Origin of the sequence: Asticcacaulis sp. (genome assembly GCA_024707255.1) — a bacterium.
Lineage (GTDB): Bacteria > Pseudomonadota > Alphaproteobacteria > Caulobacterales > Caulobacteraceae > Asticcacaulis.
In genome coordinates this window covers 1,491,495-1,517,535 of the sequence record JANQAC010000002.1, presented here as the reverse complement: position 1 = coordinate 1,517,535, position 26,041 = coordinate 1,491,495, and the positions used below count along the sequence as shown (strand labels likewise).

Below are 26,041 nucleotides of genomic sequence, written 5' to 3'. Positions count from 1 at the left end.
CTTAAATTGCTGGTCTTGTCGTTAAAAAGGCAACGACCTCGCTGAGCGAAGGATCTGAGCCGCCTTCCTTTGCGAGTGATAACAGAATGATCAATATCGTCATCGCGGCCGGGATTCTGGTAACAATCCTGACCGCCATCCCCGTCCTTTTGCAGATGCGCAACCACCCGAAAGGGCTGTTCGTCTGCTTCTTCGCCGAGATGTGGGAACGCTTTTCCTACTATGGTATGCGCGCCCTGTTGATCTATTATCTGGTCCGCCACTTCCTGTTCACTGATGAACACGCCAATGCACAATATGGCTCCTACACCACGCTTATCTATCTGCTGCCACTGCTGGGCGGCCTGATCGCCGACCGCTGGCTGGGCACGCGCAAGGCCATTGTTTTTGGCGCTATCCTGCTGGTGGCCGGTCACTTCGGCATGGCCTTCGAGGGCAAGGCCAATGTCGATACCCTGACCTACCAGGGACATACATATGAATTCGTTGTCGAAGGCAAGGGGCAGGACCGCGCCGTCAGGCTCCAGATTGGTGATCATCGCTATGACTGGTCGGGCCGTCCGGATGGCGGTTATCATGTCGAAGGGCTGCCGGCCGGTGCGCCGATCCCGGCCGACCTGCCCGCCGGTTCGTTCACCAAAGGCATGAAGGTGGCCACGCCGTGGGCGGAACAAGCCTTCTATCTGTCGGTGTCGCTGATCATCATGGGCGTCGGTTTCATGAAGCCGAATATTTCCTCGATTGTCGGCCAGCTTTATCCGGACAAGGATCCGCGCCGCGACGCCGGTTTCCAGTTCTATTATTACGGCATTAATCTCGGTTCGTTCTGGGCAGCGGCCTTGTGTGGCTATCTCGGTGAAAATGTCGGCTGGTGGGCGGGCTTCGGCCTGGCCGGGGTCGGGATGCTGGCCGGCCTGATCATGTTCACGCTTGGCAAATCGGCTGCAAGGCAAGGGCGAGCCGCCGAAGCCGGAAGTCCTAAAGGAAAAGGTGGCCGGGATTTCCAAGGAAAACCTGATCTATCTGTTCGGCTTCGCCATGGTGCCGGTGATCTTTTTCCTGGTGCAGAAGAACAAGATCGTCGGCACGGCCCTGACGGTGGGCATGGTGGCGATCATCATCTATGTCTTCATTCAGATGTTCACGAAGTACAATGTCCAGGAACGCTTCCGGCTGGGCCTTGCCATGATCCTGTCCGGCGCCTCGGCCATCTTCTTCGCCCTGTTTGAGCAGGCGGGATCGTCGCTATCCCTGTTCGCTGAGCGCAATACCGACCTCAACATCATGAAGGCGCCTATGGTGATCGGCAAGTTCGTGCTGGCCTCGCAGGAACAACTGGCAGCCATGACGGTGCCGGCCGGTTCGATCTGGATCGACATGGGTATGACCGCTTCGCAGACCCAGACCTTCAATGCCGGCTTTATCCTCATCCTGGCGCCGGTCTTCGCGGCGATCTTCACCTTCCTCGGCAATCGCAATATGGACCCCGATCCGGTCAAGAAATTCGCTTTCGGCCTGCTGAATGTCGGCCTGGGCTTTCTGGTGCTGGTCTGGGCCGCGCCTCTGGCCGATGCCAACTGGCGCCTGCCGGCCTTCTTCCTGCTGCTGACCTATTTCTTCCACACCATTGGTGAATTGAGCCTGTCGCCGGTTGGGCTGTCGCAGCAGACTAAGCTGTCGCCGCCGACCATTGTCGCCACCATGATGGCCATCTGGTTCCTGGGGGCGTCGCTTGGCCAGTATGTCGCCGCCATTATCTCGACCTTCGCCTCGACTGAGACGGTTGGTGGCAAGGTGCTGGATAACAAGTCGGCCCTGATGTCGTCGCTGGATACCTTCCAGTTCATCGGCTGGCTGGGTGTTGGTATCGGCGTGGTTTTCTTCCTGCTGAGCTTCGTGCTGAAGAAGTGGTCCTACGGCGCTAACGACACCACCAAGGCGGTGGACGAGGGGACAACGGAGGTTGTCTGACTTGTGGGGGTTGGGGCCTGCGGCCCCAAGTCTTCTCTCTTTCCAAAAAAAAAACCGGCTCTAAGGGCCGGGTTTTTCTTTGGAATAAAGGCAAGGTTTGCGGGGGTTAGCGATACAGGAGTATAGCTCTTGTGAGCTATGGGACCCCAGGCCCGGTAAGTCAGAAATCCTTCTTCAGCCTCAGTTCCAGAATTGGCGGGATCTTGGTTGTCGTGTGCTGGGTGAAAGCGATCGGCGACAGGCCGCGCAGACCCTCATAAACTGTGCGATCAAGGGTAAAGCGCAGGTTCAGCGGGTTCTTCAGCATGGCCTTGAAGGTCAGCTTGCCAGGTGTCTTGTACTGGAACCACACCTGCGTCCACGGATCGAAATGAGCGTCGGTCAGCTCGTTGGCCAGATAATTACGGTTCTTCCCGGCACTTTCCAGATCGACGCCCCAGCTTGTGCCGGAGTTCGGAAATTCCTGGCTGAAGCTGGCCGAATAGATATGCGGCTCCATGCCCGAAATCCGTCGATCCTTGCCCGTGATTGGGTCTTTTACCTTTGACTGGCGATAGAGCCAGTCGAGGCTGAGTGTGCCGTGCGGAATATGGAAGCGATCGAGGGGCGTATCGAGCTTCAGGTAGACAAAGTCGCCCTGCGCGGTGCCGATGTTGCCGCTGGCCGTATAGATGTCACCATTATCGACCACGGCGATGAAGTCGGCGGTGTCCTGATAATCATAATGCTCCAGCGCAATGCTGACGGCGCCCTTGTCCCAGAAGGACTGCTCCAGAATAAGGGTGTTCATCCAGTCCTTCTGCGGCACCAGATTACTGTTGCCCAGGGTGACATGGTTGGTCTCAAGCTGAACTGACGACGCGAAACCATTGAAGCTTAATTGGTCGACCTGGCGGATCGTTTTCCAGCTTAGCTTTGTCTTGTCGCTGAAGGCATAAACCGCCTGGAAGCGCGGCTTGTAATAGGTGAAGGAATCGGAGCGGTCGGCCGCCGGCACGGCAATGGTTGAGGCTTCTACCTTCAACTCGCCCTCAAAGCTCAGTTTTTTGGTCGCCTTCCAGTTGGCCGAGACGAAGGATTCCGTCCGGTCTTCCTGCACGCGGACATGATCGGTGGGCACATTGGGGCTGGTGGCGTTCATAACGAAGGACGAGTCGCGGTCCAGGCTGTTGAATACGCTCTCCGTACCGACGGCCAGGGTGAGGCGGTCGTTCTTTTCCCAGCTCAGGCGGCCGTTGAGAATGCGCTCATTGGTCAGGCTGAGGGCACGGTAATCGGCAGTGCCGGTCTGGTCGGTATAGATATCTATGTCATGGATGCGTTCATGGCGGCTGAGAACATTGAGGTTCAGATTGAGACCGTGGCCGAACGCACGTTCATACTGGCTGCCCAGTTCGCTGGGGATGTCCTTTTCCATGAAGGTTTCATAACCCATGGCCCCATCCTGATCGTAGGTCACGGTCTGGCGATAGATGGAGGGGTTATAGGTGCCGTTGAAGGTGATCTTGCCGCCGAATAGCGGACGTGAGTGCGATGCCTGTGATTCGATACCGGTGCCGCCGGCGTGTTGGTACATATTGAGGATTTTCTGGCCCGTGTTGTCGGTCGTTACCCGCCGGCCATTCTGCGCGCCGTTATCGAAGAAATTGAAAATATCTGCTGTGATATCCGTGCTTTTGCCGTTGCGGTTATCATTATAGGTGAAGAGCAGGACGCCGGCATTGGCGCGGCCGTCGAGGTTTCGATAGATGCCTAGCACCGAGAAATTCGGCTTGGCGTCGGTCTTGCGCACCACGTTGACGATCTGGCGGTGGCCGTGCATGTCGATGCCCGGCGCGCCGCCGGTGATCAGTTCGAGGTGATCGACCTGGGCGGAATTAATGTTGGACAGGGTATTGCCAAGATCGGCCTTGGTGGTCGGGCGCTGGCCGTCGATCAGCACATTGCCGGCCGTGCCGGAAAATCCGCGCGCGCTTTCACCGCCATCGAACACAAAGCCCGGCACATGCAGCACCATGTCGAACGCGGTGGAGACCTGGAATTCGAGAAAGTATGCGGGCTGGAAGGTCTGAACCGGCCCGGCGGCACTGACCGTTATGGGCGCAGACGGCGCCTCGGCGGCTTGAACGGCGGTGCCGGTGGCGAGCGCCAGCCAAATGGCGGCAAGGGCAGTGGAGGTACGCAGGCGCATGAATTGTTTTCCCCGGTGGGACGCCGAATGGGCGCGGCGTCCGTTGGGGCATGGCATACCTGCGGTCAGGTTTGTGACAAGTTAAATGGCCGTAACAATTTCAAGCGAAACGAATTGCGGGCGCGAAGCTTAGTTGATATAAAATGAAGCTTAGTTGATATAAAATATAGTAATATCAGCGCATTGTTGTGAATTCCGATTACGATTTCTTCGCCTTTTTGCCGCCGTATTGTGACAGAGATTTAATGTAAAACCGGGTTAGCTGGTGCCGCCGACCGTCAGGCCGCGAATGCGCAGGGACGGCTGGCCGATTCCCACAGGCAGGCTCTGGCCGGCCTTACCGCAGGTGCCGACGCCGGGATCGAACTTGAAGTCGTCGCCGATCATGTCGACCTGTTGCATGGCTGCCGGACCATCGCCAATCAGGGTAGCGCCCTTGACCGGTGCGCCGATCTTACCGTCCTCGATCAGATAGGCTTCGGTACACTGGAAAACGAACTTGCCATTGGTGATATCGACCTGGCCGCCACCGAAATTGACGGCGTAGAGCCCCTTCTTCGTGTTGGCGATCATGTCGTCCAGCTTGTCCTGGCTCGGGCGCATGAAGGTATTGGTCATGCGGGGCAGGGGTTGGTGGGCATAGGACTGGCGCCGGCCGTTACCGGTGGCTTTGGCGCCCATCTGGCGGGCGGAGAGGCGGTCGTGCATGTAGCCGACCAGGGTGCCGTCCTCGATGAGCGTAGTGCAGGAAGTGGCGGTGCCTTCATCGTCAATATTGAGCGAGCCACGGGCGTCGGGCACGGTGCCATCATCGACGATGGTGACACCTTTAGCTGCGACCTGCTTGCCCATCTTGCCGGAAAAAGCCGAAGTGCCCTTGCGGTTGAAGTCGCCTTCCAGGCCGTGACCGACCGCTTCATGCAGCAAAACGCCCGGCCAGCCTGGCCCAAGCACAATATCCATTTCACCGGCGGGGGCGGCGACGGCGTCAATATTGACGAGGGCCTGGCGGATGGCCTCGTCGACCTGCGCCTGCCACTTTTCCGGCGCGGTGATATCAAACCACGAGATACGTCCGCCGCCACCTGACGAGGCGGTCTCGCGCCGGCCATTGCGCTCGACTGACACGCTGACATTCAGGCGGACGAGGGGGCGGTAATCGTGATAAAGTTCACCACCCGACCGCAGGATGGTGATGGCGCGCTTGTCACAGGCCAGCGAGGCCGACACCTGCACCACGCCGGAATGCTTTTGGCGGGCATAGGCATCCATGGCCTGGAGCAGGGCGATCTTGTCGGCAAAGGCCATTTCGCTTAAGGGGTCATGGGCCTGGTAATAGGACTGGTTGGAGCGCACCGGATTGCTGGTCAGGCTGACATTGACCGGCTTGCCGGTCTTGGCCAGGACAGCGGCTTCGGCGGCGCGATGAATGGCCTCCAGCGACAACTCGGCGCTGTTGGCGAAGCCGATGGTCTCTCCGGCCACGACGCGCAAGCCAAAGCCCTGGTCGGCGCCATAGGCCGACGCCTTCAGGCGGCCGTCATCGAACATCAGGGATTCGGATTCGCGCTTCTCTATGAAGATTTCGCCATCATCGGCGCCCTTGAGCGCCTCTTCAAGGACGCCATGAGCGCCGGCGAGATCGAAATCGCCCCAATCCTGTCCATAAGTAGCGTTGGAAGCGTCAAGGGAGTCGGCCATGGGAAATCTTCGTTAAAGTAACTACAGCCTCCTATTTAGGCGTGACGGACGCCCTTGGCCATGACAAACTCAGATTTTGTTGGCGAAAACTGTCCTAATAGCCTTCCGGCGCTTGAGGCAAGGCCGACCGGCCGCCCGAGCTTATGCGAGGTTCTTCGCGCGCATCCGCGCGCCAGCAAAGATGCGACAAAAGACCGCACCGGCGCCGCGGTTACGGCTCTTTCGGGCCGAAAAAAGGCAAATCCCTTTTTTGCCCTTTGCAATTCGCCGTGAAGGCATTATGGAACCCAGTTGGATAGACCGGTTTACAGGTCTGAAAGTGCGCCAGATTCGTTCAGAATAGGGTCGCGTATAAGTTTCAGGGATAGGCAGCTACGGATGCGTTCGCATCGGGCCGCCGTGAAAATGAGGGTTTTGCGAATGGGCAGTAAAAGGCTTTTCGGCAAAGGGCTTTCCGGATCGGGGCTGTTTAAGGCCGCTTCCGGTGCGGTCGCCACGCTGGCTTTATCGGCATCCATGTCGGTCTCGGCCTTTGCCGAGGACGTGATGGGACAGCCGACGGACAAGGCCATGGGCTGGCAGCCGGCGGGTTCGGCGCTGAAGCGCCAGACGGAATGGTTTTATAATGACCTTTTGTTCCCTATCATTGTCGCTATTTGTCTGCTGGTCGCTGGCCTGCTGCTGTGGATCATGGTCCGCTACAACAAGAAAGCCAATCCGGTCCCGGCCAAGTTCTCGCACAACACCCTGATCGAGATCATCTGGACGGTCATCCCCGTGCTGATTCTCGTCGTCATCGCCATTTTCTCGCTCAGCCTGCTGCGCGACTACAATGACATGCCGAAGCCCGATGTCGTGGTGAAGGCGACCGGAAACCAATGGTTCTGGACCTATGACTACCCCGAACTGGGCGTGACCGATATCGAATCGCGTCTGCGTGAAGACGCCAAGGACATCAAAACCGCCAAGGCCGCTGGTGTCCCATATCTGCTGGAAGTCGATAATGCTTTGGTCGTGCCGGTCAACAAGGTCATCCACGTCCAGACGACCGGCGCCGATGTCATCCACTCCTTCACCGTTCCGGCCTTCGGCTTCAAGATCGACGCCATTCCCGGCCGCCTGAACAACACCTGGTTCAAGGCCGAGAAGATCGGCACCTATTACGGCCAGTGCTCCGAGCTTTGCGGCAAGGACCACGCCTACATGCCGATCGAGGTCAAGGTGGTCAGTGATGCCGACTTCGACGCCTTCATCATCAAGAACGGCGGCAAGACCCGTGCCATGATCGCTTCGGAAGCCGCGGCCTCTGCCGCCGCCGCTGAGGAAGCCGCCGCCTCCGCCGCTACGGCTGCCAGCGCTTCTGCCGAGGCCGCAGCCTCCGCCGCGCCGGCTTCCGCTGCCGCTACGCCCGCTAACGCCTCAGCCTCTGCCGCGCCCGCTTCCGGTGCGGCCGCCGCGCACTAAGTTCAGTTCAGAGAGATATCCATCATGTCTTCAACTGCCATCACTCATGAACGCGATACCCACGCGGACAGCCATGCGCATGACGCGCACGAACACAAGCCGGGCTTCTTCGCCCGCTGGGTGTTCACCACCAACCACAAGGACATCGGCACCCTTTACCTGATCTTCGCCATCATGGCCGGTCTGGTCGGCGGCGCCTTTTCGGGCCTGATCCGCTGGGAACTGGCCGAGCCCGGCCTCCAGGTCTTCATGAAGGGCTCGATGCTCGATTCCATGGGCCTGTTCAACCTGTCGAACCCCGACCACGCCAAACACGCCTTTAACTCTGTGGTCACGGCCCACGCCGTCATCATGATCTTCTTCATGGTCATGCCGGCCACGATGGGCGGCTTCGCCAACTGGTTCGTACCGATCATGATCGGTTCGCCCGACATGGCCTTCCCGCGTTTGAACAATATCTCGTTCTGGCTGCTGGTCGCTTCGTGGATACTGCTCTGCACCTCGATCTTCACGCCTTCGGGGCACTGGGGCGAGCATGGCTTCGCCGGCGGCTGGACCATGTACCCGCCAATGTCGAGCCATACGGGCTCGCCCGGACCGGCCATGGACCTCGTCATCCTGTCGTTCCACCTGGCCGGTGCCTCGTCGATTCTCGGTTCGATCAATTTCATCACCACCATCTTCAATATGCGCGCGCCGGGCATGACCCTGCACCGTATGCCGCTGTTCGCCTGGGCTATCCTGGTCACCGCCTTCCTGCTGCTGCTGTCCCTGCCTGTTCTGGCCGGCGCCATCACCATGCTGCTGACCGACCGTAACTTCGGCACTTCGTTCTTCGATCCGACCGGCGGCGGCGATCCGATCATGTTCCAGCACCTGTTCTGGTTCTTCGGTCACCCGGAAGTTTACATCCTCATCCTGCCGGGCTTCGGCATCATCTCGCACATCGTTTCGACCTTCTCGCGCAAGCCCGTCTTCGGCTATCTCGCCATGGCCTACGCCATGATGGCCATCGGCTTCGTCGGCTTCATCGTGTGGGCGCACCACATGTACACGGTCGGTATGTCGTTCGATCTGCGCGCCTATTTCGTTCTGGCCACCATGGTCATCGCCGTGCCCACCGGCGTGAAGGTGTTCTCGTGGATCGCCACCATGTGGGGTGGGTCTCTGTGGTTCACCGTACCGATGCAGTGGGCGATCGGCTTCATCTTCCTGTTCACGGTCGGTGGCGTCACCGGCGTCGTCCTCTCGAATGCCGCGGTCGATTACAGCCTGCAGGATACCTATTACGTTGTCGCGCACTTCCACTATGTGCTGTCGCTCGGCGCCGTCTTCTCGATCTTCGCCGGCTTCTACTACTGGTTCGAGAAGATGTTCGGCGTGAAGTACAATAAGTGGCTCGGCGGGGCGCACTTCTGGATCATGTTCGTCGGCGTCAACCTGATCTTCTTCCCGCAGCACTTCCTGGGTCTGCAAGGTATGCCGCGCCGCTATGTCGATTATCCGGAAGGTTTTGCCTACTGGAACAAGATTTCCTCGATCGGTTATGCCATTACGGCGGTCGGCGTCGTGGTCTTCCTGATTATGTGCCTGGAAGCCGCTATCGTCCGCCGCAAGGGTGAGGCTAATCCATGGGGCGAGGGCGCCACTACCCTGGAATGGACCCTGTCGTCGCCGCCGCCTTATCACCAGTTCTCGGAACTGCCGGTAATAAAAGAAGACGAAGACGCACATCACTAAATCCGCTAAACTGGATTGCTAAAATCGGGGGGTGAAGTCCGAACGGTCTTCGCCCCCTTTGTTCTTGAAGGCCCGTAGCTTGAGTTCCGAACCGAAAACCAAGGCGAAAAAATCGCAAACCGCCCTGACCCGTGAGGAGATGGAAGCGAATCTGCGCGACGCCTATGCCTCAAAGGCCATGCGCGGATCGCCGCGTGACTATTTCCAGCTTTTGAAGCCGCGCGTCATGTCGCTGGTCGTCTTCACCGGCTTTACCGGCCTGATCATTTCCCAGTCCTGGGCCAACATCCATATGAATCCACTGCTGGCGGCGGTAGCGGTTTTCTGCATCGCCATCGGTGCAGGGGCGGCCGGCGCGCTCAATATGGCGATCGAAGGCGAGACCGACGCCCTGATGCGCCGCACCCGGATGCGCCCCGTCGCGGCCGGTCGGGTGACCAAAAGCGATGCCTATGCCTTTGGCGGCGTGCTGGCCTTCCTGTCTGTGGCCCTGATGTGGCTCGCCTTTCCGGATGGTCTTGCGGCCGGCCTGCTGGCCCTGACCATTGCCTATTATGTCGTCTTCTACACTCTGATCCTGAAGCGCCGTACGCCGCAGAATATTGTTATTGGCGGGGCAGCGGGTGCCTTTCCGCCGGTGATCGGCTGGGCGGCGGCTACCGGCCATGCGCCGATCGAGGCATGGATATTGTTCGCCATCATCTTCCTGTGGACCCCGCCGCATAGCTGGGCGCTGGCTCTCTATACCACCGAAGACTACGCCAATGCCGGCATTCCCATGATGCCGGTGGCTAAAGGGGCCAAATCGACCCGCTTGCAAATCCTGCTTTATTCGCTGGTGATGGCGCCGGTAGCCTGCCTGCCGATTGCCTTCCATATGGGCGGACTGGTCTATGCGGCGGTCTCCATCCTCGGCGGCGCCTTCTTCATCTATCTGGCCGTGCGCGTCTTTTTGTCGCGTGCCGGCGATCACCCGGAAGGTGGTGAGGCCAGCCTATACGATGTTAAGAAGGAAGCCCTGGCCGCGCGTAACCTGTTTGCCTTTTCCATCCTTTATCTGACGGCACTGTTCGCCACCCTGCTGGTCGAACACGTCATTACCGGACTGATGTCATGACCGAGCATCCTGAAAACCCGCCAGAAAACGTATTGGTGGAAGGCAAGGCCGCCTATGTGAAAGCCCAGAAAAAGCGCAACCTCTATATCGGGCTGGCGCTTGCCGCGTTCGTCGTGCTGGTCTTCTTCATTTCGATGGCGCGCATGTCGCAGGGCATCAGGCACGATGCTGAAAATGCAGCAGAGGCGCGCGCCTCTGTATCGGGAAGCCACTAAGCATGGCGCTCAACCGGAACAGCAAGGTGGTTTTGTCGCTGGTAGGGGCACTTGTCGTTATGTGCGCCCTCACGGCCGCCGCCGTGCCGGCTTATCGCGCCTTCTGTAACGCCACCGGTTTTGCCGGAACGGCCCGCAAGGCCAATGCCACCCTGGCGGCGATCCAGACGCCCGGCAAAAGAATCGTCCGTGTGCGCTTCGACACCAACACCAATGGCGTGCCGTGGAGTTTCAAGGCGGAGAAGCCTTATTTTGATACCCGCGTTGGCAAGTCGGCCATGGTATGGTTCGATGTGAAGAACAATGCCGACCATCCGGTCACGGCACGGGCCACCTATAATGTGCTGCCCGATACCATGGGCGCCTACTTCATGAAGACGCAGTGTTTCTGCTTCAATGATGTCACGCTCCAGCCCGGTGAATCGCAGCGCTTTCCGGTGGTCTATTTCCTCGATCCGAAGCTAATGGAAAACAGCGACACCAATACCGTGCCGGACGTGACCTTGTCCTATACGTTTTTTGAATCGAAAGTACCCGCAAGCGTCTCAAAAACCGCATCCTGAATGCGGTCTTTGCATTGTGTTTAAAGATAATTTGGCATAATCAGAATCTCAGGTTATGCCTGACATATAAAATCAGCCGCCCTCCAGGAAGCGGTACTAAAAGGTGAGTTGAACGAAAATGGCCCATCACGGCGTTAAACACGACTACCATATCATTGACCCCAGCCCGTGGCCCCTGATGGGGTCGGCATCGGCGGTCGTCTGGGCATTCGGCATGGTGGCCGGTATGCGCGGCCTGTTCGGCATTGCCAAGGGCGAATGGTGGCTGATGCTGGTCGGCCTGGCGCTGATTCTGCTGACCATGGTCTTCTGGTGGCGTGACGTCATCAAGGAATCGAAGGCGGGCGATCACACCCCGGTCGTGCAGCTTGGCCTGCGCTATGGCATGATCATGTTCATAGCCTCCGAAGTCATGTTCTTCGTCTCCTTTTTCTGGATCTTCTTTGAAATGGCCCTTTTCCATGGCCATCGCGCCGGCGACATGTCGGCCATCGAGGAAGTGAAGACCGCCTGGTCGACCTGGCCGCCGGCCGGCGTCGAAACGCTCGATCCCCGGCACCTGCCGCTGGTCAATACCCTCCTGCTGCTGACCTCCGGCACCACGGTCACCTGGGCGCACCACGCGCTCCAGCAAAATGACCGCAAGGGCGCCATCCAGGGCCTGTTGCTGACCGTCATCCTCGGTGCGCTGTTTACCTGTGTTCAGGGCTTTGAATATATGGAAGTCGCCAAGGAGCACAACTTCCACTTCTTCCTGTTCAAGGATGCGGCCGATGCCACCGGCGCCGCCAATCTCTATGGCTCGGCCTTCTTCATGGCCACGGGCTTCCACGGCTTCCACGTCCTGATCGGCACCATCTTCCTGATCGTCTGTCTGCTCCGCGCCATTGCCGGTGACTTCACGCCGAAGAAGCACTTCGGTTTCGAAGCCGCCGCCTGGTACTGGCATTTCGTTGACGTGGTCTGGCTCTTCCTCTTTGCCTTCGTCTACGTTATCTTTGGCGGCCCACATTAGGCGGGCGACTGAATTTGAGTTTGCTTTCCGGGCGTCGGCTACAGAGCCGGCGCCCTCACTATTTGACCGGCCCCTCATGACCCTGCGTGAATATCTGAAAGCCGTGCCGCCCGGACTGGCCATTGCCGCCGCGATCGCCTTTGTCATCCTAAATGGCCTGGGCATCTGGCAGCTTGAACGCCTTAAATGGAAGGAAGGGCTGATTGCCGACATGGCGCGCACGGAAGCCGCCGAGCCCATGCCTGCGGAAACGCTGCTGGCTCAGGCGAAGCCCGACTGGCGGTCGGCAGCTCTGGCAGCTTGCCAGATCGACCTGGGCAGCGCGATTTACATGCACTCGGAAGTCGATGGTGTGCCGGGGTATCGGGTTCTGACGGCCTGTCCGCTCGTGAATCAGGCGATGCTGGTCGATATCGGATTCGCCAGGGAAAAATTACCTCCCGTGGCACTGGTGATTACACCGGTTGGTCGCCTGAGAGCTTTTGAAAAATCCGGGCCGTTTACCCTGGTCAATCGCGTGGCCGAGAACGACTGGTACTGGCGCTCGGCCTCGGAAATGGGACCGCGGTTGAACGCCCGCCTGCGAGATGATTATTTCCTGGTCCTTGACCTGAAGGCCAGTCACGCCGATATAGCGGGCCTGTCGCAGGGACCGCTGACCGCGCCCCTGCCTAACCGCCATATGGAGTACGCCCTGACCTGGTTCGGCCTTGGCTGGGCTTTACTGGGTGTTTTCGGCAGTGTTGTTTACCAGCGCGCCAGAAAGAACAAAAACGCTTGACTATTCTCGCCTCGCAAAAGCTCTACACCTTCGATAACGGCCTGCGCCTGCTGATCGATCCTATGCCGGGGCTTAAGACGTTTGCTCTAAGCGCCTTGATCTATGGCGGGGCGCGGTTTGAGACCGAAGCGCAGTCGGGTTGGGCGCATCTTTTGGAACACATGGTTTTCAAGGGCGCCGGCGGCCGCAATGCCCGCGACCTGGCCGAAGCCATCGAGCACAAGGGCGGCACGATTAATGCCTCCACCGGCTATGAGCATACGCGTTTTGAAGTGCGTGGCCTGAACAGCCTGATGCCTCTGGCACTGGAAATCGTTACCGACCTGATGTTCCGCCCGGCTATCGACTCGGAAGAATTGGCGCGTGAAAAGAAGGTGGTCGAGCAGGAGATTCTCGAAGCCTACGATACGCCGGACGACCATGTGTTCGACCTGCTGCAATCGGCCATGTTCGCCGGGCAATCGCTCGGCCGTCCGATCCTGGGCACAAAACAGAGCCTGAAACCGGTAACGCCGGAGGCTTTGCGCGCCTTCGCCGATACCCTCTATGCGCCGCATCAGATCGTCATCTGTGTGTCAGGTGGTGTGGTGCCGGAAGAGGTTTATGCGGCGCTGAAACCATGCGTCGAGTCCGTTCCGGCCCATGCGGGTTTCGACAAGCCGGCGATTATGCGCTTCACCACGGAACGCCACGTTCAGAAACGCAGAATTGAACAGGCCAATTTGACGATCGGCTTTGAAGGCGTCAGCCGGCTGAGCCAGGATATCATCCCATTGCGCCTGTTCAGCGAAATCCTGGGCGGCGGCATGGCTTCGCGCCTGTTCCAGGAGGCGCGCGAGGCGAGGGGGCTGGCCTACAGCATCGATGCCTTCACCACGCCTTATCGGGATGGCGGGATATTCGGCGTCTATGCCGGTTGCGCGGCCGCGGATGTAGCGCCGCTTGTCGAACTGATTCAAAAGGTTCTTGGCGAGCTTTCATCCAACCCTGTGGAAGCGGAACTTGAACGGGCGAAGGCGCAATTTATGACATCGCTGTTCCTCAATCACGAAGGGGCGGCCTCGCGCTGCGGCACCTTCGCCAGCCAGTTGTCGACCTTCGGCAAGGTCTTTACGCTTGATGAGGTGGCGTCTGATATCGAAGGAGTCAACCGCGATGATCTGGTGCGTGTCGGTTCGGCCATAAGCGCGCAAAAGGCGTGTGCCAGCGCGATTTTGGGGCCAAAATCCATGAGCGATGTGTCAGCCATTTTGGCGGCATAATTTTTATGCCCTTGCCGGTGCATTCCGGCGCAAATCACGTCATTCCTGATAATGCCAGACTGTGTGGAAAGCAAAGGCATTATGGATCGCGTAAACGCATCACCCCTATGGTTTGAGGATGACACTATCCGTGCGCTGGCGCTGGCGGGCGCCGACAGCCTGTTATGGGCCTATGACCTGTCATGTGGCCGTTTTGAATTCAGGGGGGATGCGCAAGCGCTTGATTTGTTGCCTTTGAATGGCGTCTTTACGCTTGAAGACCTGATGCCGCTGTTTGCCTCCGGTGAAACCGACCGGCTGGACATGATCCTGAAAACGCTCGAAGTGCGTACTGTTGCCGGTCTGCCGGGCGAGGCGCATGTTCAGTGCCTGATGCGGCTGAAAGACCGACGCCTGCTGTATTTCAAGGGACGTAAGGTCCGGCCGGCCCTTGTGCTTGGCACAGTGACCGAGATGAGCCGGGACATCCGCCAGATGCCGGATGCAGACAGTCTGGTTCAGGATATCCATATCGATCCGCTCACCGGCCTCTACAATCGCCGGGGATTTCTGAGCGCCAGCCGGGCCCTTTTTGTCGCATGAGGGCGATTACGATCTGGTGGTGGGCGATCTCAATCGTTTTCGCCGCCTTAATGAGGCGCTCGGTCATGAGCGCGCCGACCTGGTGCTGGGCGTTCTGGCGCAACGCCTGCGAGAGGCTTTTGGCGGCGCTTCCGTATTGGCGCGGCTGGGCGAGGATGAATTCGCGGTCCTGACCCTGCGTGGCTTTCCGCGCGTGTCCGAACGGATGCGAAATGCCATGGAGCGCACGATTATCATCGCCGGCTTCGATATTCACCCGACCTTTTCGATGGGCGCGGTCTCGGTCGAGGGGGGCGCCGGTGCGCTCGAAAGTGCCGAACTGCTGCGCCGTGCCGAAATGGCGGTTGAGGCGGCCCGGTTAAAAGGGGCGGGCGGTGTGGCGGCCTATAAGCGTGACCTGGAAAGCGATGGCCTGACCCGTTTGGCGCTGGAGGCCGAGTTGCGCAAGGCGTTTATCAGTGGCGAGATTCACGCCTGGTATCAGCCGATCGTCGATCTCAAGACAGGCGTGATCGCGGGCTTCGAGGCCCTGGCTCGCTGGGTGCATCCGAAACGCGGCATTATCCCGCCGGATCATTTCCTGACGGCGGCGCGCGATCTCGGCCTGATGACCGATCTCGGCGCGATCATCCTCAATTCGACGGTGAACTGCCTGGCGAAGTGGCGTGCGGCCTATGATCTGCCCGCCGGCTTCTTCGTCAGCGTCAATCTGTCGGCGCCGGAGATCGAGCGTCTGCATCTGGTGGAAGATGTCTCGCGCCTGATTCGCGAGGCGGATTTGCCGCTCAGATGTCTCAAGCTGGAGGTGACTGAAAGCGATGTCATGCGCGATCCGGACGCCACGGCGCGTATACTGGAAGCCCTGCGTGACGCGGGCGCCGGTATCGCGCTCGATGACTTCGGCACCGGCTTTTCTTCCCTGTCGTATCTGGCCAAATTGCCTTTCGACACCCTGAAGATCGACCGCTCATTTATCATTACGCTGCAAACGGATGCGGCGTCGGAAAAGATCGTTCACGCTATCCTGACCCTGGGGCGTGATTTCGGACTGGAGGTCGTGGCCGAAGGTGTCGAGGACATGGTGCTTGCCAAGCGGCTCAATGACCTTGGGTGTCACCTGGGGCAAGGCTACGGGTTTGCAAAGGCTTTGAAACCTGCCGACGCGGAGGCTTTCCTGGCGGCATCCCTGAGCAGCGAACTGAGGCCGGCTTAAGCTGTTCCCGCCGTCCCTGACAGATGTCCCGGCTGAATGCCCATGCTGGCCAGGGCCCGGCTCCACAGATGCTCCGGATCGCCGCCGAAAATCAGTTCCTGGCTCGCGGGCACGACCAGCCAGGCGTTCTGGCTGATCTCGCTTTCCAGTTGGCCTGGCCCCCAGCCGGCGTAACCGAGCGCGATCAGGCTGCGGGCCGGACCGGCGCCGGCGGACAGATCGACCAGGATGTCGCGTGAGGCGGTCAGTCCCACGCCCTGTTCCTCACCATCGGGACGGCTGATGAAGGGGCCGCCGAGATCGAGTGTGATGTCGTCTATCTGGTAATCGAGGCTGTGCAGCACGAAGCCCCGGTCATTCTGGACCGGGCCGCCACGGTATATCTTTTGCATGGCCAGCCTTTGGGCGAAGTGTGGGGTGTCGCTCTCTATGCCCAGTTCCTTCATCATCTTGCTGAAATTCAGACCACTGATCGGCTGGTTGAGGATCAGGCCCATGGCGTGATCCTCGTCATGCTGGCAGACATAGATGACGCTGTGATTGAAAGGCTGGTCATTCAGTACCGGCATGGCGATCAGCAACTGCCCCTGATAGGAGATATGAGCGGGCGGATGACCATCTTCGGTAAACGTGTCTGATGAGCTGATCATGGCAGTGCCTCTGGAAGCGTGCGAGCGGGAGGAGGTTATAGTACCTTATATGGATACGACTGTCTTGATTGCAAAATGCCACAAATGCGGATAGCCATCCGTATCGCATTTTGATGGCGAATTCCCTTAGGACTTCGCCGCGATCCATTCAGAAAGACATATCATGACCCTGCAATCCGGCGACTCCATCCCCGAACTCACCCTGACCCTGGTTGACGAAGCTGGCCCCAAGCCCGTTGCCTCAAAAGACTTCTTCGCCGGCAAGACTGTGGTCCTGTTCGCTGTGCCAGGCGCCTTCACCCCGACCTGTTCAGCGCGCCACCTGCCGGGCTTCAAGGACCATGCCGCCGATTTCAAAGCCAAGGGCGTCGATGTTGTGGCCTGCACTTCGGTCAACGATTATTTCGTCATGAAGGCGTGGGCGAAGGATCAGGGCATCAATGACGAAGTGGTCATGCTGGCCGATGGCAATGGCGAGTTCGCCAAGGCCATGGGCCTGACGCTTGATGCTTCGGGTTTCGGCATGGGACCGCGTTCGCAGCGCTATGCCGCCGTGATCCGAGATGGCAAGATCGACAAGCTGTTCGTCGAGGCCGGTGGTGAATTCAAGGTTTCCAGCGCCGAATACGTTCTGGAAAATCTCTAGTTTTCTGGTTTAGCCACACTTCCGGCGGTCCAGCATGGCCTGCCACCGGGTGTATCTCGGTGGCGAGGCCCCCTGGCGCAGGTCGGCATAGTCTTCAAGCCGGATACCGGAAAGCCCGGCGCGTGGGGTGAGATAAAGCACGTCATAGGACGGATCGCAGGCTTGCAGTCCCAGGAAGCCCTGCGGACGCATAATAGCGGTCTCCTCTATGCCGCTGTCCTGCAACGGGCGATGACACAGGAGTTCATCCGCGCCGCGTGGCGCGCAGGTAAAGTCTGCCGGTAATTCGGCCCTGGTCAGGGAATCGGTCCTGGCTTCAAAGCGGACCGTCGGCTCCTGGTCGTCACTGTTTTTGTAAAGCGAGATATATTCCGATTGCGGTTGCCCATCCGAAGCCACACCGTGATAATCGGTGATGACGTGGGTAAATTCGGCCGGTGTATTGATACAGGCTGTCGAAAGTACCGCGCAGGATTGCCTGGCGGACGTTTCCGGCGCAATCGCCCATAATCCAAAAGCCGTGACGCAAGCTAACAGGATCACAGCTATAATCGTTTTCATACCAGGCCCCTTATCCCCAAACGAACAGGGTAGACCGGATATGGTTAACGGGCAAGGCGGCTATCTTGTCGCGTGTATTTTACGAGGACCAGCCTGGCCGGTCCCCGAGAGCCGGTCAGAACTGATCGTCAGCCAGCGCCATCAGGCCCTCTGATCCGGCCTTCATCTTGATCAGATGCGCTTCGGCGTCGGGCAGGATGCGTTCCAGGAACACGCGGGCGACCTTGAGCTTTGTGTCGAAGAAGGGATCGGTGGCGCCGGCGTCGATCTGAGCTTGGGCTTCTTTGGCCATGCGCGCCCACATATAGGCGGTGCAGGTCAGGCCGAAGAGGTGGAGGTAATCGAGCGAACCGGCGGCGGCGGCATCCGGATTGCCCATGCCGTTCTGCATCAGCCACATCGTGCCATCGAGGAGTTTCGCCTTGGTGTCTTTCAGCGCCTTGATATAGGCCGGTACTTTCGTGTCGCTTTCCTCGGCGGCGATATAGGTGTCGATTTCGCCCAGGAAGGTTTGCAGGGCACGGCCGCCCTTGGAGGGCAGCTTGCGGCCGACGAGATCGAGCGCCTGCACACCGTTGGTGCCTTCATAGATCAGGGTAATGCGGACATCGCGCATATATTGCGAAGCCGGGAAATGCTCGGTGAAGCCTGAACCGCCATGGACCTGCATGGCGTCCTGCGTGACCTTCAGGCCCTTATCGGTCAGGTAAGCTTTAATAACAGGGGTGAGAAGCCCCATATAGTCGTTTGCTTTTTCGCGCTCTTTTTCGTCTTCGGAAACGTGCGCCAGGTCGGCCTGGAGCGACACCCAGGCCAGGAAGGCGCGGCCGCCTTCGATCAGGGCGCGGCTTTCCAGCAGCATCCGGCGGACATCGGGGTGAACAAGGATGCTGTCGGCGGGCAGTTCCGGTGATTTCGGGCCGGTGAGGGCGCGGCCCTGCAGGCGGTCCCTGGCGAATTGATTGGCGGCGACAAGCGCGGCATGGCCGATCGCCAGACCCTGGAGGCCGACGCCGAAACGGGCATTGTTCATCATGTAGAACATGATCTTCAGCCCTTCGTTTTCCTGACCGAGCAGGAAGCCTTTGGCCTCGTCATACATCATGACGCAGGTCGAATTGCCATGAATGCCCATCTTGTGCTCAAGGCCGGCGCATTGCAGCGAATTACGTTCACCGGGATTACCGTCGGCATCGGGCAGGAACTTCGGCACCAGGAAGAGCGAAATACCTTTTACGCCTGCGGGCGCACCTTCGAGTCGGGCCAACACCAGATGGCAGATATTCGAGGTGAAGTCGTGCTCGCCCGCCGAGATCCAGATCTTCTGGCCGGTGATCTTGTAGCTGCCGTCACCGGTTGGCACCGCCTTGGTGCGCAGCAGGCCCAGGTCAGTGCCGCAATGCGGTTCGGTCAGGTTCATGGTGCCCGACCATTCGCCGCTGATCAGCTTGGGCAGGTAGAGGTCTTTTTGTGCCTGCGTCCCGCCGGCGGTGAGCGCGGAAATGGCGCCCTCGGTCAGGCCGGGATACATGCCGAAGGCGGAGGAGGCGCCGGACAGCATTTCCGAAAAGGCGGTATTGACGAAGTGCGGCAGTCCCCGGCCACCATATTGCGGATCACCGGAAAGGGCGGTCCAGCCCGCTTCGGTCAGGGCCTTGTAGGCTTCCTTGTAGCCCTTGGGCGCGGTGACTTCATGGGTGACCGGATCGAGCGTGCAGCCTTCCTTATCGCCGGTGATGTTGATGGGGTGGGCGACCTCTTCGGCAAATTTCGCGGCTTCTTCCAGAATGGCGGCCACAGTCGCCGAGTCGGCATCGGCAAAGCCCTTCAGGTTACTGTACTGGTCCGTCTTGAAGACATTTTCGAAGAGGAACTGATAGTCGCGGACCGGGGCTACGTAGGCCATTTCTTATTATCCCTGTTTAGGAAAGTAGAATTAAATGTTGATCAGTTTGAGGTTTCGGCTTCCAGCTCATTGATCTGACCTTCCAGCCAGGCACAGCCTTCGATCATATCCTTGATCGCCGCGTCGATATCCTCGCGCTGGCGTTTTAGGGTCTCGATCTGGCCGCGATATTTGTGCAGGGTCGCGCGCATCTGGGCGGCGCCATGATCCTTCGGCGTATAAAGATCGAGGATTTCATGAATCTCGACCAGCGAGAATCCCAGGCGTTTGCCGCGCAGAATCAGTTGCAGGCGGGCGCGGTCCCGCGGCGAATAGAGGCGTGTCTGGCCTTTACGTTGCGGCGAGATAAGCCCTTTGTCCTCGTAAAAGCGCAGGGCGCGGGCCGTGACGTCGAACTCCTTGGAGAGTTGACGGATCGAATAGGTGCGATTGGAGTCTTTAGGGTGCGTTTCCATGGGCATTTTCTGGATTTGAATAGACAGTGGCAGAATCTTACATTTACGTCAACGTAAAGTTATGTGCTTTCAACAGATGGGTCAAGCGAAAATGTTTCCGTAAGGGGAGGTTAAGTTATTGGCTGCCGAAGAGGGTTTCCCGAATGCTTTTCATTGACGCATAGAGGCGCGCGGCTTAAAGCCATGGCCTCTTTAAATTATGGAGTTTCCGGTTCCTCATGTCGTCTCTTGCTCCCCTTGCTTACGCCGGCCGTGCATGGCCGTTTGAACAGGCCCGCAACCTGATTGCGCGTCTGGTCAAATCGCGCATTCAGGGGCACGAGGCGCAAAAACAGGCGCTCTCCTGATCGAGGCCGGCAAGACGGATGAGGCGCTGAAGGCTTTTGAGGGCTTGAACCGCGCGGTGATCTTCGAGACCGGCTATGGGCCGTCAGGTCTGCCGCATATCGGCACCTTCGGCGAGGTGGCGCGTACCACCATGGTGCGCCAGGCTTTCGAAGCCATGACCGGTAATGCCTGGGCCACGCGCCTGATCTGCTTTTCGGACGACATGGACGGCCTGCGCAAGGTGCCGGATGGTATCCCCAACGCGGATATCCTGCGCGAAGACCTTTATAAGCCTCTCACAGTGGTGCGCGATCCGTTCGGCGAATATCCGAGCTTCGGCCAGCATAATAATGCGCGTTTGAAGGCGTTTCTCGACAGCTTCGGCTTCACCTATGAGTTCCTGTCTTCGACCGAATGCTACAAGAGCGGCCTGTTCGACCAGACGCTTCTGACCGCTCTGGATCGTTTCGACGATATCCAGAAGGTCATGCTGCCGACCCTGGGGCCGGATCGTCGCGCCACCTATTCGCCCTTCCTGCCCATCTCGCCGAAGACCGGTTTCGTGCTCCAGGTGCCGACCTTGGAGCGCAATGTGGCGGCCGGCACGATCGTCTTTGAGGAAAATGGCGAGCGCTTTGAGGTGCCGGTGACCGGCGGTCACGTCAAGATGCAGTGGAAGCCCGACTGGGCCATGCGCTGGGCCGCGCTGGGCGTTGATTATGAAATGGCGGGCAAGGATTTGATCGATTCCGTTAAAGTGTCATCTCAGGTCTGCAAGGTGCTGGGCGGGACGCCGCCAGAAGGCTTCAATTACGAACTGTTTCTCGACGAAGCCGGCCAGAAGATCTCCAAGTCGAAGGGCAACGGCCTGACTATGGAGGACTGGCTGCGCTACGGTGCGCCGGAAAGCCTGGCCTATTATATGTTCCAGTCGCCGAAATCGGCCAAGAAGCTTTATTTTGATGTCATCCCCCGCGCGACCGACGAATTCTTCCAGCAGCTTGACGCCTTCCCGAAACAGGAAGAGGCCAAGCAGATCGAAAATCCGGTCTGGTTCGTGCTGCGCGGCGAAACCGGGATCAAGTCGCCACCGGTGACTTTCGGACTGATGCTGAATCTGGTTTCGGTGGCCAATGCCCAAGATAAGGAAACGCTGTGGGGCTTCCTGCGTGCCTATATTCCGGGCGCCACGCCGGAAAGCGAGCCTGTGCTCGACCGCCTGGCCGGCTATGCGATCAACTATTTCGAGGACTTCGTGAAGCCATCGAAAACCTTCCGCCTGCCGGATGAAAAGGAAAAGGCGGCAATGTCCGATCTGGTGGCGAAGTTTAAGGAACTACCGGCCGATACGCGCGATTCAGACCTCTTGCAAAATCTCGTCTTTGAAGTCGGAAAAGCGCATGAATTCGAGCCCTTGCGCGCCTGGTTTCAGGCTTTGTATGAAGTGCTTCTGGGGCAAAGTCAGGGGCCGCGCTTTGGCTCATTCGTGGCCATCTTTGGTTTGGAGCGCACGATTTCTTTGCTGGAGCAGGGAATTTCAGGTAAACTGACTGAGTAAAAGCTGGAACAAGGGGGAGAGCAGTGACTGAAAATTTCAAAATAAATTTAAACCAGAACCTATGGGGTCTGGTTGTCGCTTTCGCTTCCCTTGGAGCTTCCGAGTACTTTCATTTTTGTGTGTTGTTTTGGTTTGCAGCCATCTTGTCCGCAGTAATGCTTCTATCGGTAGTATTTACGACGTTCGCATATACTCGAAATTATATGGATAATAAATCAAAGGGTTAAAAATAGGAGAGTAGGCTTGATTCGGTTAGCGTCTCTTCTCGTGCTTCTCATGGCCACACCGCTGTTGGCCGCCGAACCCCGACCATTGCCCGCCCCAATGGCGATCGACGCGAAGGTTTCCGATGCCCTGAAAACGACGGGCGGCAAGGGGCTGGCCGTTGCGGTCATCGATGACGGCAAGGTCGCCTATGTCCATGCTTATGGCGTCCGCAATGCCAAGGGAGACCCGCTCCAGACCGACACGGTTATGTATGGCGCCTCGCTGACCAAGACGGTCTTTGCCTATACGGTCATGAAACTGGTCGATCAGGGGCGGATCGGGCTCGATACACCGATTGCCGATGATCTCGACAGGCCGCTGATCGAGTACGACACCAATGCCATCTATCCGGACAAGTACGGACCCTACAAAGATCTGGCCAGTGATCCGCGCTGGAAGCTGATCACCCCGCGCATGGCATTGACCCATTCCACCGGGTTCGCCAATTTCTGGTGGCTGGAGCCGGATGAAAAACTGCATATCCATTTCGATCCGGGCACCCGCTTTGCCTATTCCGGGGAAGGACTGATACTGCTGCAATTCGCCATCGAGCAGGGACGGAAAGATAAGGGACTGGGTGTCGATGTCGGTGATCTGACGAATGGCATATTCAAGAACCTCGGCATGACGCGCACTTCGCTGATGTGGCGCGATGACTTCCGCCCGAATCTGGCGGATGGCTTCAACGACAAAGGGGAGGCTGTTGAGCACGACGAACGCAGCAAGGTGCGGGCCGCCGGTTCGATGGATACGACCATTGATGACCTGTCGAAATTTGCCGCGGCCCTGGTGCGGGGAGAGGGGCTTTCAGCGGCTTCGCGGGCGGAGATGGTGAAACCGCAACTGCATATCGTTACGAAGACGCAGTTTCCGCCTTTTGCCGATGAATTGCCGGCGGATCAGCAGCGCAAGGATCTGTATGCGGGTTTGGGTGTGGTGGTATTTGACGGGCCGCAGGGGCATGGCTTCTTCAAGGGCGGCCATGACGGCCAGACAGCCAACACCCTGGTTTGCCTTGAGACGTCCAAGCGTTGCGTGTTGATCCTGTCGAATGATGTCCGCACGGAAGCCGCCTTTGCTGATCTGGTTCGGTTTATTTTGGGGGATACAGGCGTGCCATATGAGTGGGAATATGGCGACTATGCGGGGAAGTCGTAGAGCAAATTGTTACGGGGCGTGGGGTCCGTGACCCCACATCTTTCTTCTCTTGTTTACTTCCCGCCCTCAGGGGGCGGAGAGAAAACAAGACAGGGAAGGCTTGGGGCCGCAGGCCCCAAACCCCGTACATTCACTCTACTGACTGGCCCATACAATCCTTGCTATCCACGCCACCTGCAAGCGATCAAATGTCCGGTCGGGAAAGTCAGGATTCAATGACCGCAGTTCGATCTGACGCGCCGAATATCGCACCAGTTCCTTGGCCATGACTTCGCCATCGATAGTTTTGACCACCACACGGTCGCCCTTGCGCAGATTCTGATTATGGGGATCGACCAGGATGCGGTCGCCATCCCGGTAAAGCGGCAGCATCGAATCACCGGAAATTTCGAGCGCATAGAGGCCCGAATTAACCGACGGGAAGGTGATTTCATCCCAGCCCTGACCTAGTGGAAAGCCGGAATCGTCGAAGAATCCCTCATTACCAGCCTGGGCGAAGCCGATCAGCGGAATACCCTGTCCGCCAGACCGGCCTTCCGCCAGCAGGGCAAATTCGGAAAACTTGATGCCCGTGGCTTCCAGCAACTTGGCCAGGCTTTCCGTTGACGGCCAGCGCGGCCGAGATGGCGTTTCCGGCGAGGCGCGTTTTGATTTATTGAAACTCGTCGGGTCGAGACCCGCCAGGCGCGCCAATCCCGACGGCGTGGTATTGAGCCGGTTCGCCAGGGCATCGATTGCGGCCCAGATGTGGTTATGCGAAAGGGTCATACCAAGTGTCGTATCAAAAGATAAGGCCGAGAGGGCCACCGGAATAGGAATTACAATTAATTCAGAGGAAAATAAATCCAATAATAGGAAAATCAACCTATTTTCTGGATTTTATTCGCTTCTGCCTATGCGTTGCTGCCATTTTCTGCGAGCGGCGGCAAAAGTCCCGACGAGCAGGGCCAAGAGTACGCCATACGCCGAAACGATAAGGAGCGTCATATAGGCCCATTTGGAGACATTGATGTTTAGCAAGTCACAAATGCCGGTCATGGTGGAGGCGAGTTGAAAGCCAGCCGCCCATAATGGCCAAGGGTGCGGCGATTTCCAGGAGAGGATGATAAATCCGATCAGGCACAGGATATCCGTTATTGTATGGCTCAGGCCCTGCATATGGCTAAGCCAGTTCAGCCCGTTGGCGATCAGGTAAGCTGCCAGATAAACCGCCGCGCCGGCTCTTTCCCGCCATGTCCCGAAGATAAAAGCCGTGAGGCTGGCGAAGATCAGAAAAACAGCGCCGAAAATGGCCAGGGGAGAATGCAGCATATAAACGTCCTCGCGTGACGCCCGTCACGAATGGACTTAAGCCGCGATTCCGCCTGGACAGGAAGAGGCTATTCGGCGGCGATGACCACTTCCTCAACAGGCGTCACGTAATGACCGGTCGGCGGCGGGGCAGGCTTGTCATCGGCTGGCAGGATGGCGACATTGCCGAGGCCGATCTGTGCCTGAACCAAGGTCAGGTTTGCGTGCGCGGCCGTCATGTGTTGTTGCGCCGTGCTGAGCGCCATCATTGCCTTGAGCGTATTTTGATGGACGTCGTTGCCTATAATTGTCGACATGCGAATCGCGCGCCGGGAAGAAACATAGGTTTCGATCAAATGGGCGGCTTCGGACAGAGCGGTGTCAATGGCCTCTTCCGTTGCGCGAAGTTGTGCTGATAAGGCTTTGGCAACGTTTATTTTTTTCTCTTTTGACATTATGTGTGATCCCTCAGAATCATATATAGGCAAGCGCAGCCCTATTGCTGCACCCCATTAGGGGTATCAGCAATCCAGGATTGTTCAATTGCAAAATACGATGTTAAGGGGAATTGCCAGGTTCAATCCATCAGGAAGTGAGCCTGAAGGGTGGCGATAGGACTTTGGCGCGTTTCCTGCCAGGCGGAAACCTCGACGCTCGAAATGGTTCGCCCGATGCGCTTCACAACGGCCTGGGCATGGGTATCGAGTGGCTTACCTGAGCGCAGATACTGGACATTGACATCTATCGGTTTGGGGACATGGTCGAAATTGCCGTGGTGTTTCAGTTGCGCCATGGCGGTGATTTCCATGAAGGCGCCAATAACGCCGCCATGCAGGGCCGGGATCATCGGATTACCGATCAGGTGCGGGGCGAAAGGGAGGTGGGCGGTCAGTTCGTCGCCGGCCAGTTCCAGGCGCACACCCAAAAAGCTGGCGAACGGAATATCCTTCAATACGGCGTCCGGTTTAGTCATGATTTCACGTCTCCGGCATCGGATTTCAAAGCCGTCACAATGAAGGCGCCCTGCGCTGCGGCTACCGGATCCTCAACGCTGGTTTCATAGGCGAAGGCGCGAACAAAACCGATACTGCGCGTCAGCTTGTAGCATTTGGCGGTCACCTTCAATTCGTGGCCGGGAAGGGCTGGGCGCATATAGTCGATGCGCAGGTCGAGGGTGGCGACCGGCTTGAATGCGTTGATCCTGTCCCATACCGCCATGCCGCAACAGTTATCGAGCAGAGCCGTAACCACGCCTGAGGCGATGACTCTGGTTTCAGGATCACCGACCAGATCTTCACGCCATGGCATAGCCATGGTGATGCCGTCTTCCGAAGCGCCGGCATAATAGGCGCCGATTGCCTTCATGTAGGGCGTATTGTCGATAATCGTGCCGAACATGTCGGAAAAA

General features: G+C 58.3%; 23 protein-coding genes and 2 pseudogenes. 14 read left to right on the top strand and 11 right to left on the bottom strand.

What is annotated here, in order from left to right:
• Positions 1-86 precede the first annotated feature (86 nt).
• Positions 87-1,971 (top strand): annotated as a pseudogene (locus NVV72_18485) (oligopeptide:H+ symporter).
• A 160-nt stretch (positions 1,972-2,131) separates the two neighbouring features.
• Here NVV72_18485 and NVV72_18480 read toward each other — a convergent pair.
• Together NVV72_18480 and tldD are read right to left on the bottom strand one after the other, a co-directional pair.
• On the bottom strand, positions 2,132-4,162 hold the full coding sequence (locus NVV72_18480) for a hypothetical protein (GenBank protein MCR6661205.1): 2,031 nt from the start codon (positions 4,160-4,162) through the stop codon (positions 2,132-2,134).
• A gap of 258 nt (positions 4,163-4,420) precedes the next feature.
• Complete coding sequence (gene tldD / locus NVV72_18475; GenBank protein MCR6661204.1) at positions 4,421-5,863, bottom strand: metalloprotease TldD; 1,443 nt, start codon at positions 5,861-5,863, stop codon at positions 4,421-4,423.
• Between the two features lie 516 nt (positions 5,864-6,379).
• Here tldD and coxB point away from each other — a divergent pair.
• The 10 genes from coxB (at position 6,380) to NVV72_18425 (ending at position 15,815) form a co-directional block, all read left to right on the top strand.
• Positions 6,380-7,327: a cytochrome c oxidase subunit II gene (coxB, locus tag NVV72_18470; protein ID MCR6661203.1), complete on the top strand. Its 948-nt coding sequence runs from the start codon at positions 6,380-6,382 to the stop codon at positions 7,325-7,327.
• A 24-nt stretch (positions 7,328-7,351) separates the two neighbouring features.
• On the top strand, positions 7,352-9,067 hold the full coding sequence (ctaD, locus tag NVV72_18465; protein ID MCR6661202.1) for a cytochrome c oxidase subunit I: 1,716 nt from the start codon (positions 7,352-7,354) through the stop codon (positions 9,065-9,067).
• Positions 9,068-9,206: 139 nt separating this feature from the next.
• The gene (locus tag NVV72_18460; protein ID MCR6661201.1) at positions 9,207-10,184 is read left to right on the top strand and encodes a heme o synthase; all 978 of its coding nucleotides are present in this window, start codon (positions 9,207-9,209) and stop codon (positions 10,182-10,184) included.
• Complete coding sequence (locus tag NVV72_18455; GenBank protein ID MCR6661200.1) at positions 10,181-10,399, top strand: hypothetical protein; 219 nt, start codon at positions 10,181-10,183, stop codon at positions 10,397-10,399. Before NVV72_18460 ends, NVV72_18455 begins: the two co-directional genes overlap by 4 nt.
• Positions 10,400-10,401: 2 nt before the next feature.
• Positions 10,402-10,962, top strand: a complete 561-nt coding sequence (locus NVV72_18450) for a cytochrome c oxidase assembly protein (protein ID MCR6661199.1) — start codon at positions 10,402-10,404, stop codon at positions 10,960-10,962.
• Between the two features lie 118 nt (positions 10,963-11,080).
• A complete protein-coding gene (locus tag NVV72_18445) occupies positions 11,081-11,977 on the top strand; it encodes a cytochrome c oxidase subunit 3 (GenBank protein MCR6661198.1) in 897 nt (298 codons plus the stop codon).
• Between the two features lie 76 nt (positions 11,978-12,053).
• Positions 12,054-12,758, top strand: coding sequence for an SURF1 family protein (locus tag NVV72_18440; GenBank protein MCR6661197.1), 705 nt, complete (start codon positions 12,054-12,056; stop codon positions 12,756-12,758).
• Positions 12,755-14,020, top strand: a complete 1,266-nt coding sequence (locus NVV72_18435) for an insulinase family protein (GenBank protein MCR6661196.1) — start codon at positions 12,755-12,757, stop codon at positions 14,018-14,020. The genes NVV72_18440 and NVV72_18435 overlap by 4 nt, the downstream gene beginning before the upstream one ends.
• Before the next feature lie 81 nt (positions 14,021-14,101).
• Positions 14,102-14,602, top strand: coding sequence for a hypothetical protein (locus tag NVV72_18430; GenBank protein ID MCR6661195.1), 501 nt, complete (start codon positions 14,102-14,104; stop codon positions 14,600-14,602).
• A complete protein-coding gene (locus NVV72_18425) occupies positions 14,592-15,815 on the top strand; it encodes a bifunctional diguanylate cyclase/phosphodiesterase (GenBank protein ID MCR6661194.1) in 1,224 nt (407 codons plus the stop codon). Before NVV72_18430 ends, NVV72_18425 begins: the two co-directional genes overlap by 11 nt.
• On the opposite strand, the gene NVV72_18420 is transcribed toward NVV72_18425, so the two are convergent.
• Positions 15,812-16,465, bottom strand: coding sequence for a YqgE/AlgH family protein (locus NVV72_18420; protein ID MCR6661193.1), 654 nt, complete (start codon positions 16,463-16,465; stop codon positions 15,812-15,814). The two genes, NVV72_18425 and NVV72_18420, sit on opposite strands and share 4 nt — an antisense overlap.
• A 163-nt stretch (positions 16,466-16,628) precedes the next feature.
• Between NVV72_18420 and NVV72_18415 the strand changes: the two genes are divergently transcribed.
• Positions 16,629-17,111 (top strand): peroxiredoxin, encoded by a 483-nt coding sequence (locus NVV72_18415; protein ID MCR6661192.1) that lies wholly within the window; start codon positions 16,629-16,631, stop codon positions 17,109-17,111.
• A 9-nt stretch (positions 17,112-17,120) separates the two neighbouring features.
• Here the strand turns inward: NVV72_18415 and NVV72_18410 are convergent, their stop codons facing one another.
• The 3 genes from NVV72_18410 to NVV72_18400 form a co-directional block, all read right to left on the bottom strand.
• A complete protein-coding gene (locus tag NVV72_18410; protein ID MCR6661191.1) occupies positions 17,121-17,672 on the bottom strand; it encodes a hypothetical protein in 552 nt (183 codons plus the stop codon).
• A 115-nt stretch (positions 17,673-17,787) separates the two neighbouring features.
• On the bottom strand, positions 17,788-19,578 hold the full coding sequence (locus NVV72_18405) for an acyl-CoA dehydrogenase C-terminal domain-containing protein (GenBank protein ID MCR6661190.1): 1,791 nt from the start codon (positions 19,576-19,578) through the stop codon (positions 17,788-17,790).
• Positions 19,579-19,619: 41 nt separating this feature from the next.
• Positions 19,620-20,033, bottom strand: coding sequence for a MerR family DNA-binding transcriptional regulator (locus NVV72_18400; protein MCR6661189.1), 414 nt, complete (start codon positions 20,031-20,033; stop codon positions 19,620-19,622).
• Positions 20,034-20,251: 218 nt separating this feature from the next.
• Here NVV72_18400 and NVV72_18395 point away from each other — a divergent pair.
• Together NVV72_18395 and NVV72_18390 are read left to right on the top strand one after the other, a co-directional pair.
• A pseudogene (locus tag NVV72_18395) lies at positions 20,252-21,918 on the top strand (lysine--tRNA ligase).
• A 276-nt stretch (positions 21,919-22,194) separates the two neighbouring features.
• The gene (locus NVV72_18390) at positions 22,195-23,343 is read left to right on the top strand and encodes a beta-lactamase family protein (protein MCR6661188.1); all 1,149 of its coding nucleotides are present in this window, start codon (positions 22,195-22,197) and stop codon (positions 23,341-23,343) included.
• Positions 23,344-23,478: 135 nt separating this feature from the next.
• On the opposite strand, the gene NVV72_18385 is transcribed toward NVV72_18390, so the two are convergent.
• The 5 genes from NVV72_18385 to NVV72_18365 form a co-directional block, all read right to left on the bottom strand.
• Positions 23,479-24,111 carry a helix-turn-helix transcriptional regulator gene (locus tag NVV72_18385; GenBank protein ID MCR6661187.1) on the bottom strand — a complete coding sequence of 211 codons (633 nt, stop codon included), beginning with the start codon at positions 24,109-24,111 and terminating at the stop codon, positions 23,479-23,481.
• 111 nt (positions 24,112-24,222) lie between these two features.
• Positions 24,223-24,654, bottom strand: coding sequence for a hypothetical protein (locus NVV72_18380; GenBank protein MCR6661186.1), 432 nt, complete (start codon positions 24,652-24,654; stop codon positions 24,223-24,225).
• A gap of 68 nt (positions 24,655-24,722) precedes the next feature.
• A complete protein-coding gene (locus tag NVV72_18375) occupies positions 24,723-25,088 on the bottom strand; it encodes a hypothetical protein (protein ID MCR6661185.1) in 366 nt (121 codons plus the stop codon).
• Between the two features lie 122 nt (positions 25,089-25,210).
• Positions 25,211-25,606: a PaaI family thioesterase gene (locus tag NVV72_18370; protein MCR6661184.1), complete on the bottom strand. Its 396-nt coding sequence runs from the start codon at positions 25,604-25,606 to the stop codon at positions 25,211-25,213.
• Positions 25,603-26,031, bottom strand: coding sequence for a PaaI family thioesterase (locus tag NVV72_18365; protein MCR6661183.1), 429 nt, complete (start codon positions 26,029-26,031; stop codon positions 25,603-25,605). The genes NVV72_18370 and NVV72_18365 overlap by 4 nt, the downstream gene beginning before the upstream one ends.
• Between the last annotated feature and the right edge of the window lie 10 nt (positions 26,032-26,041).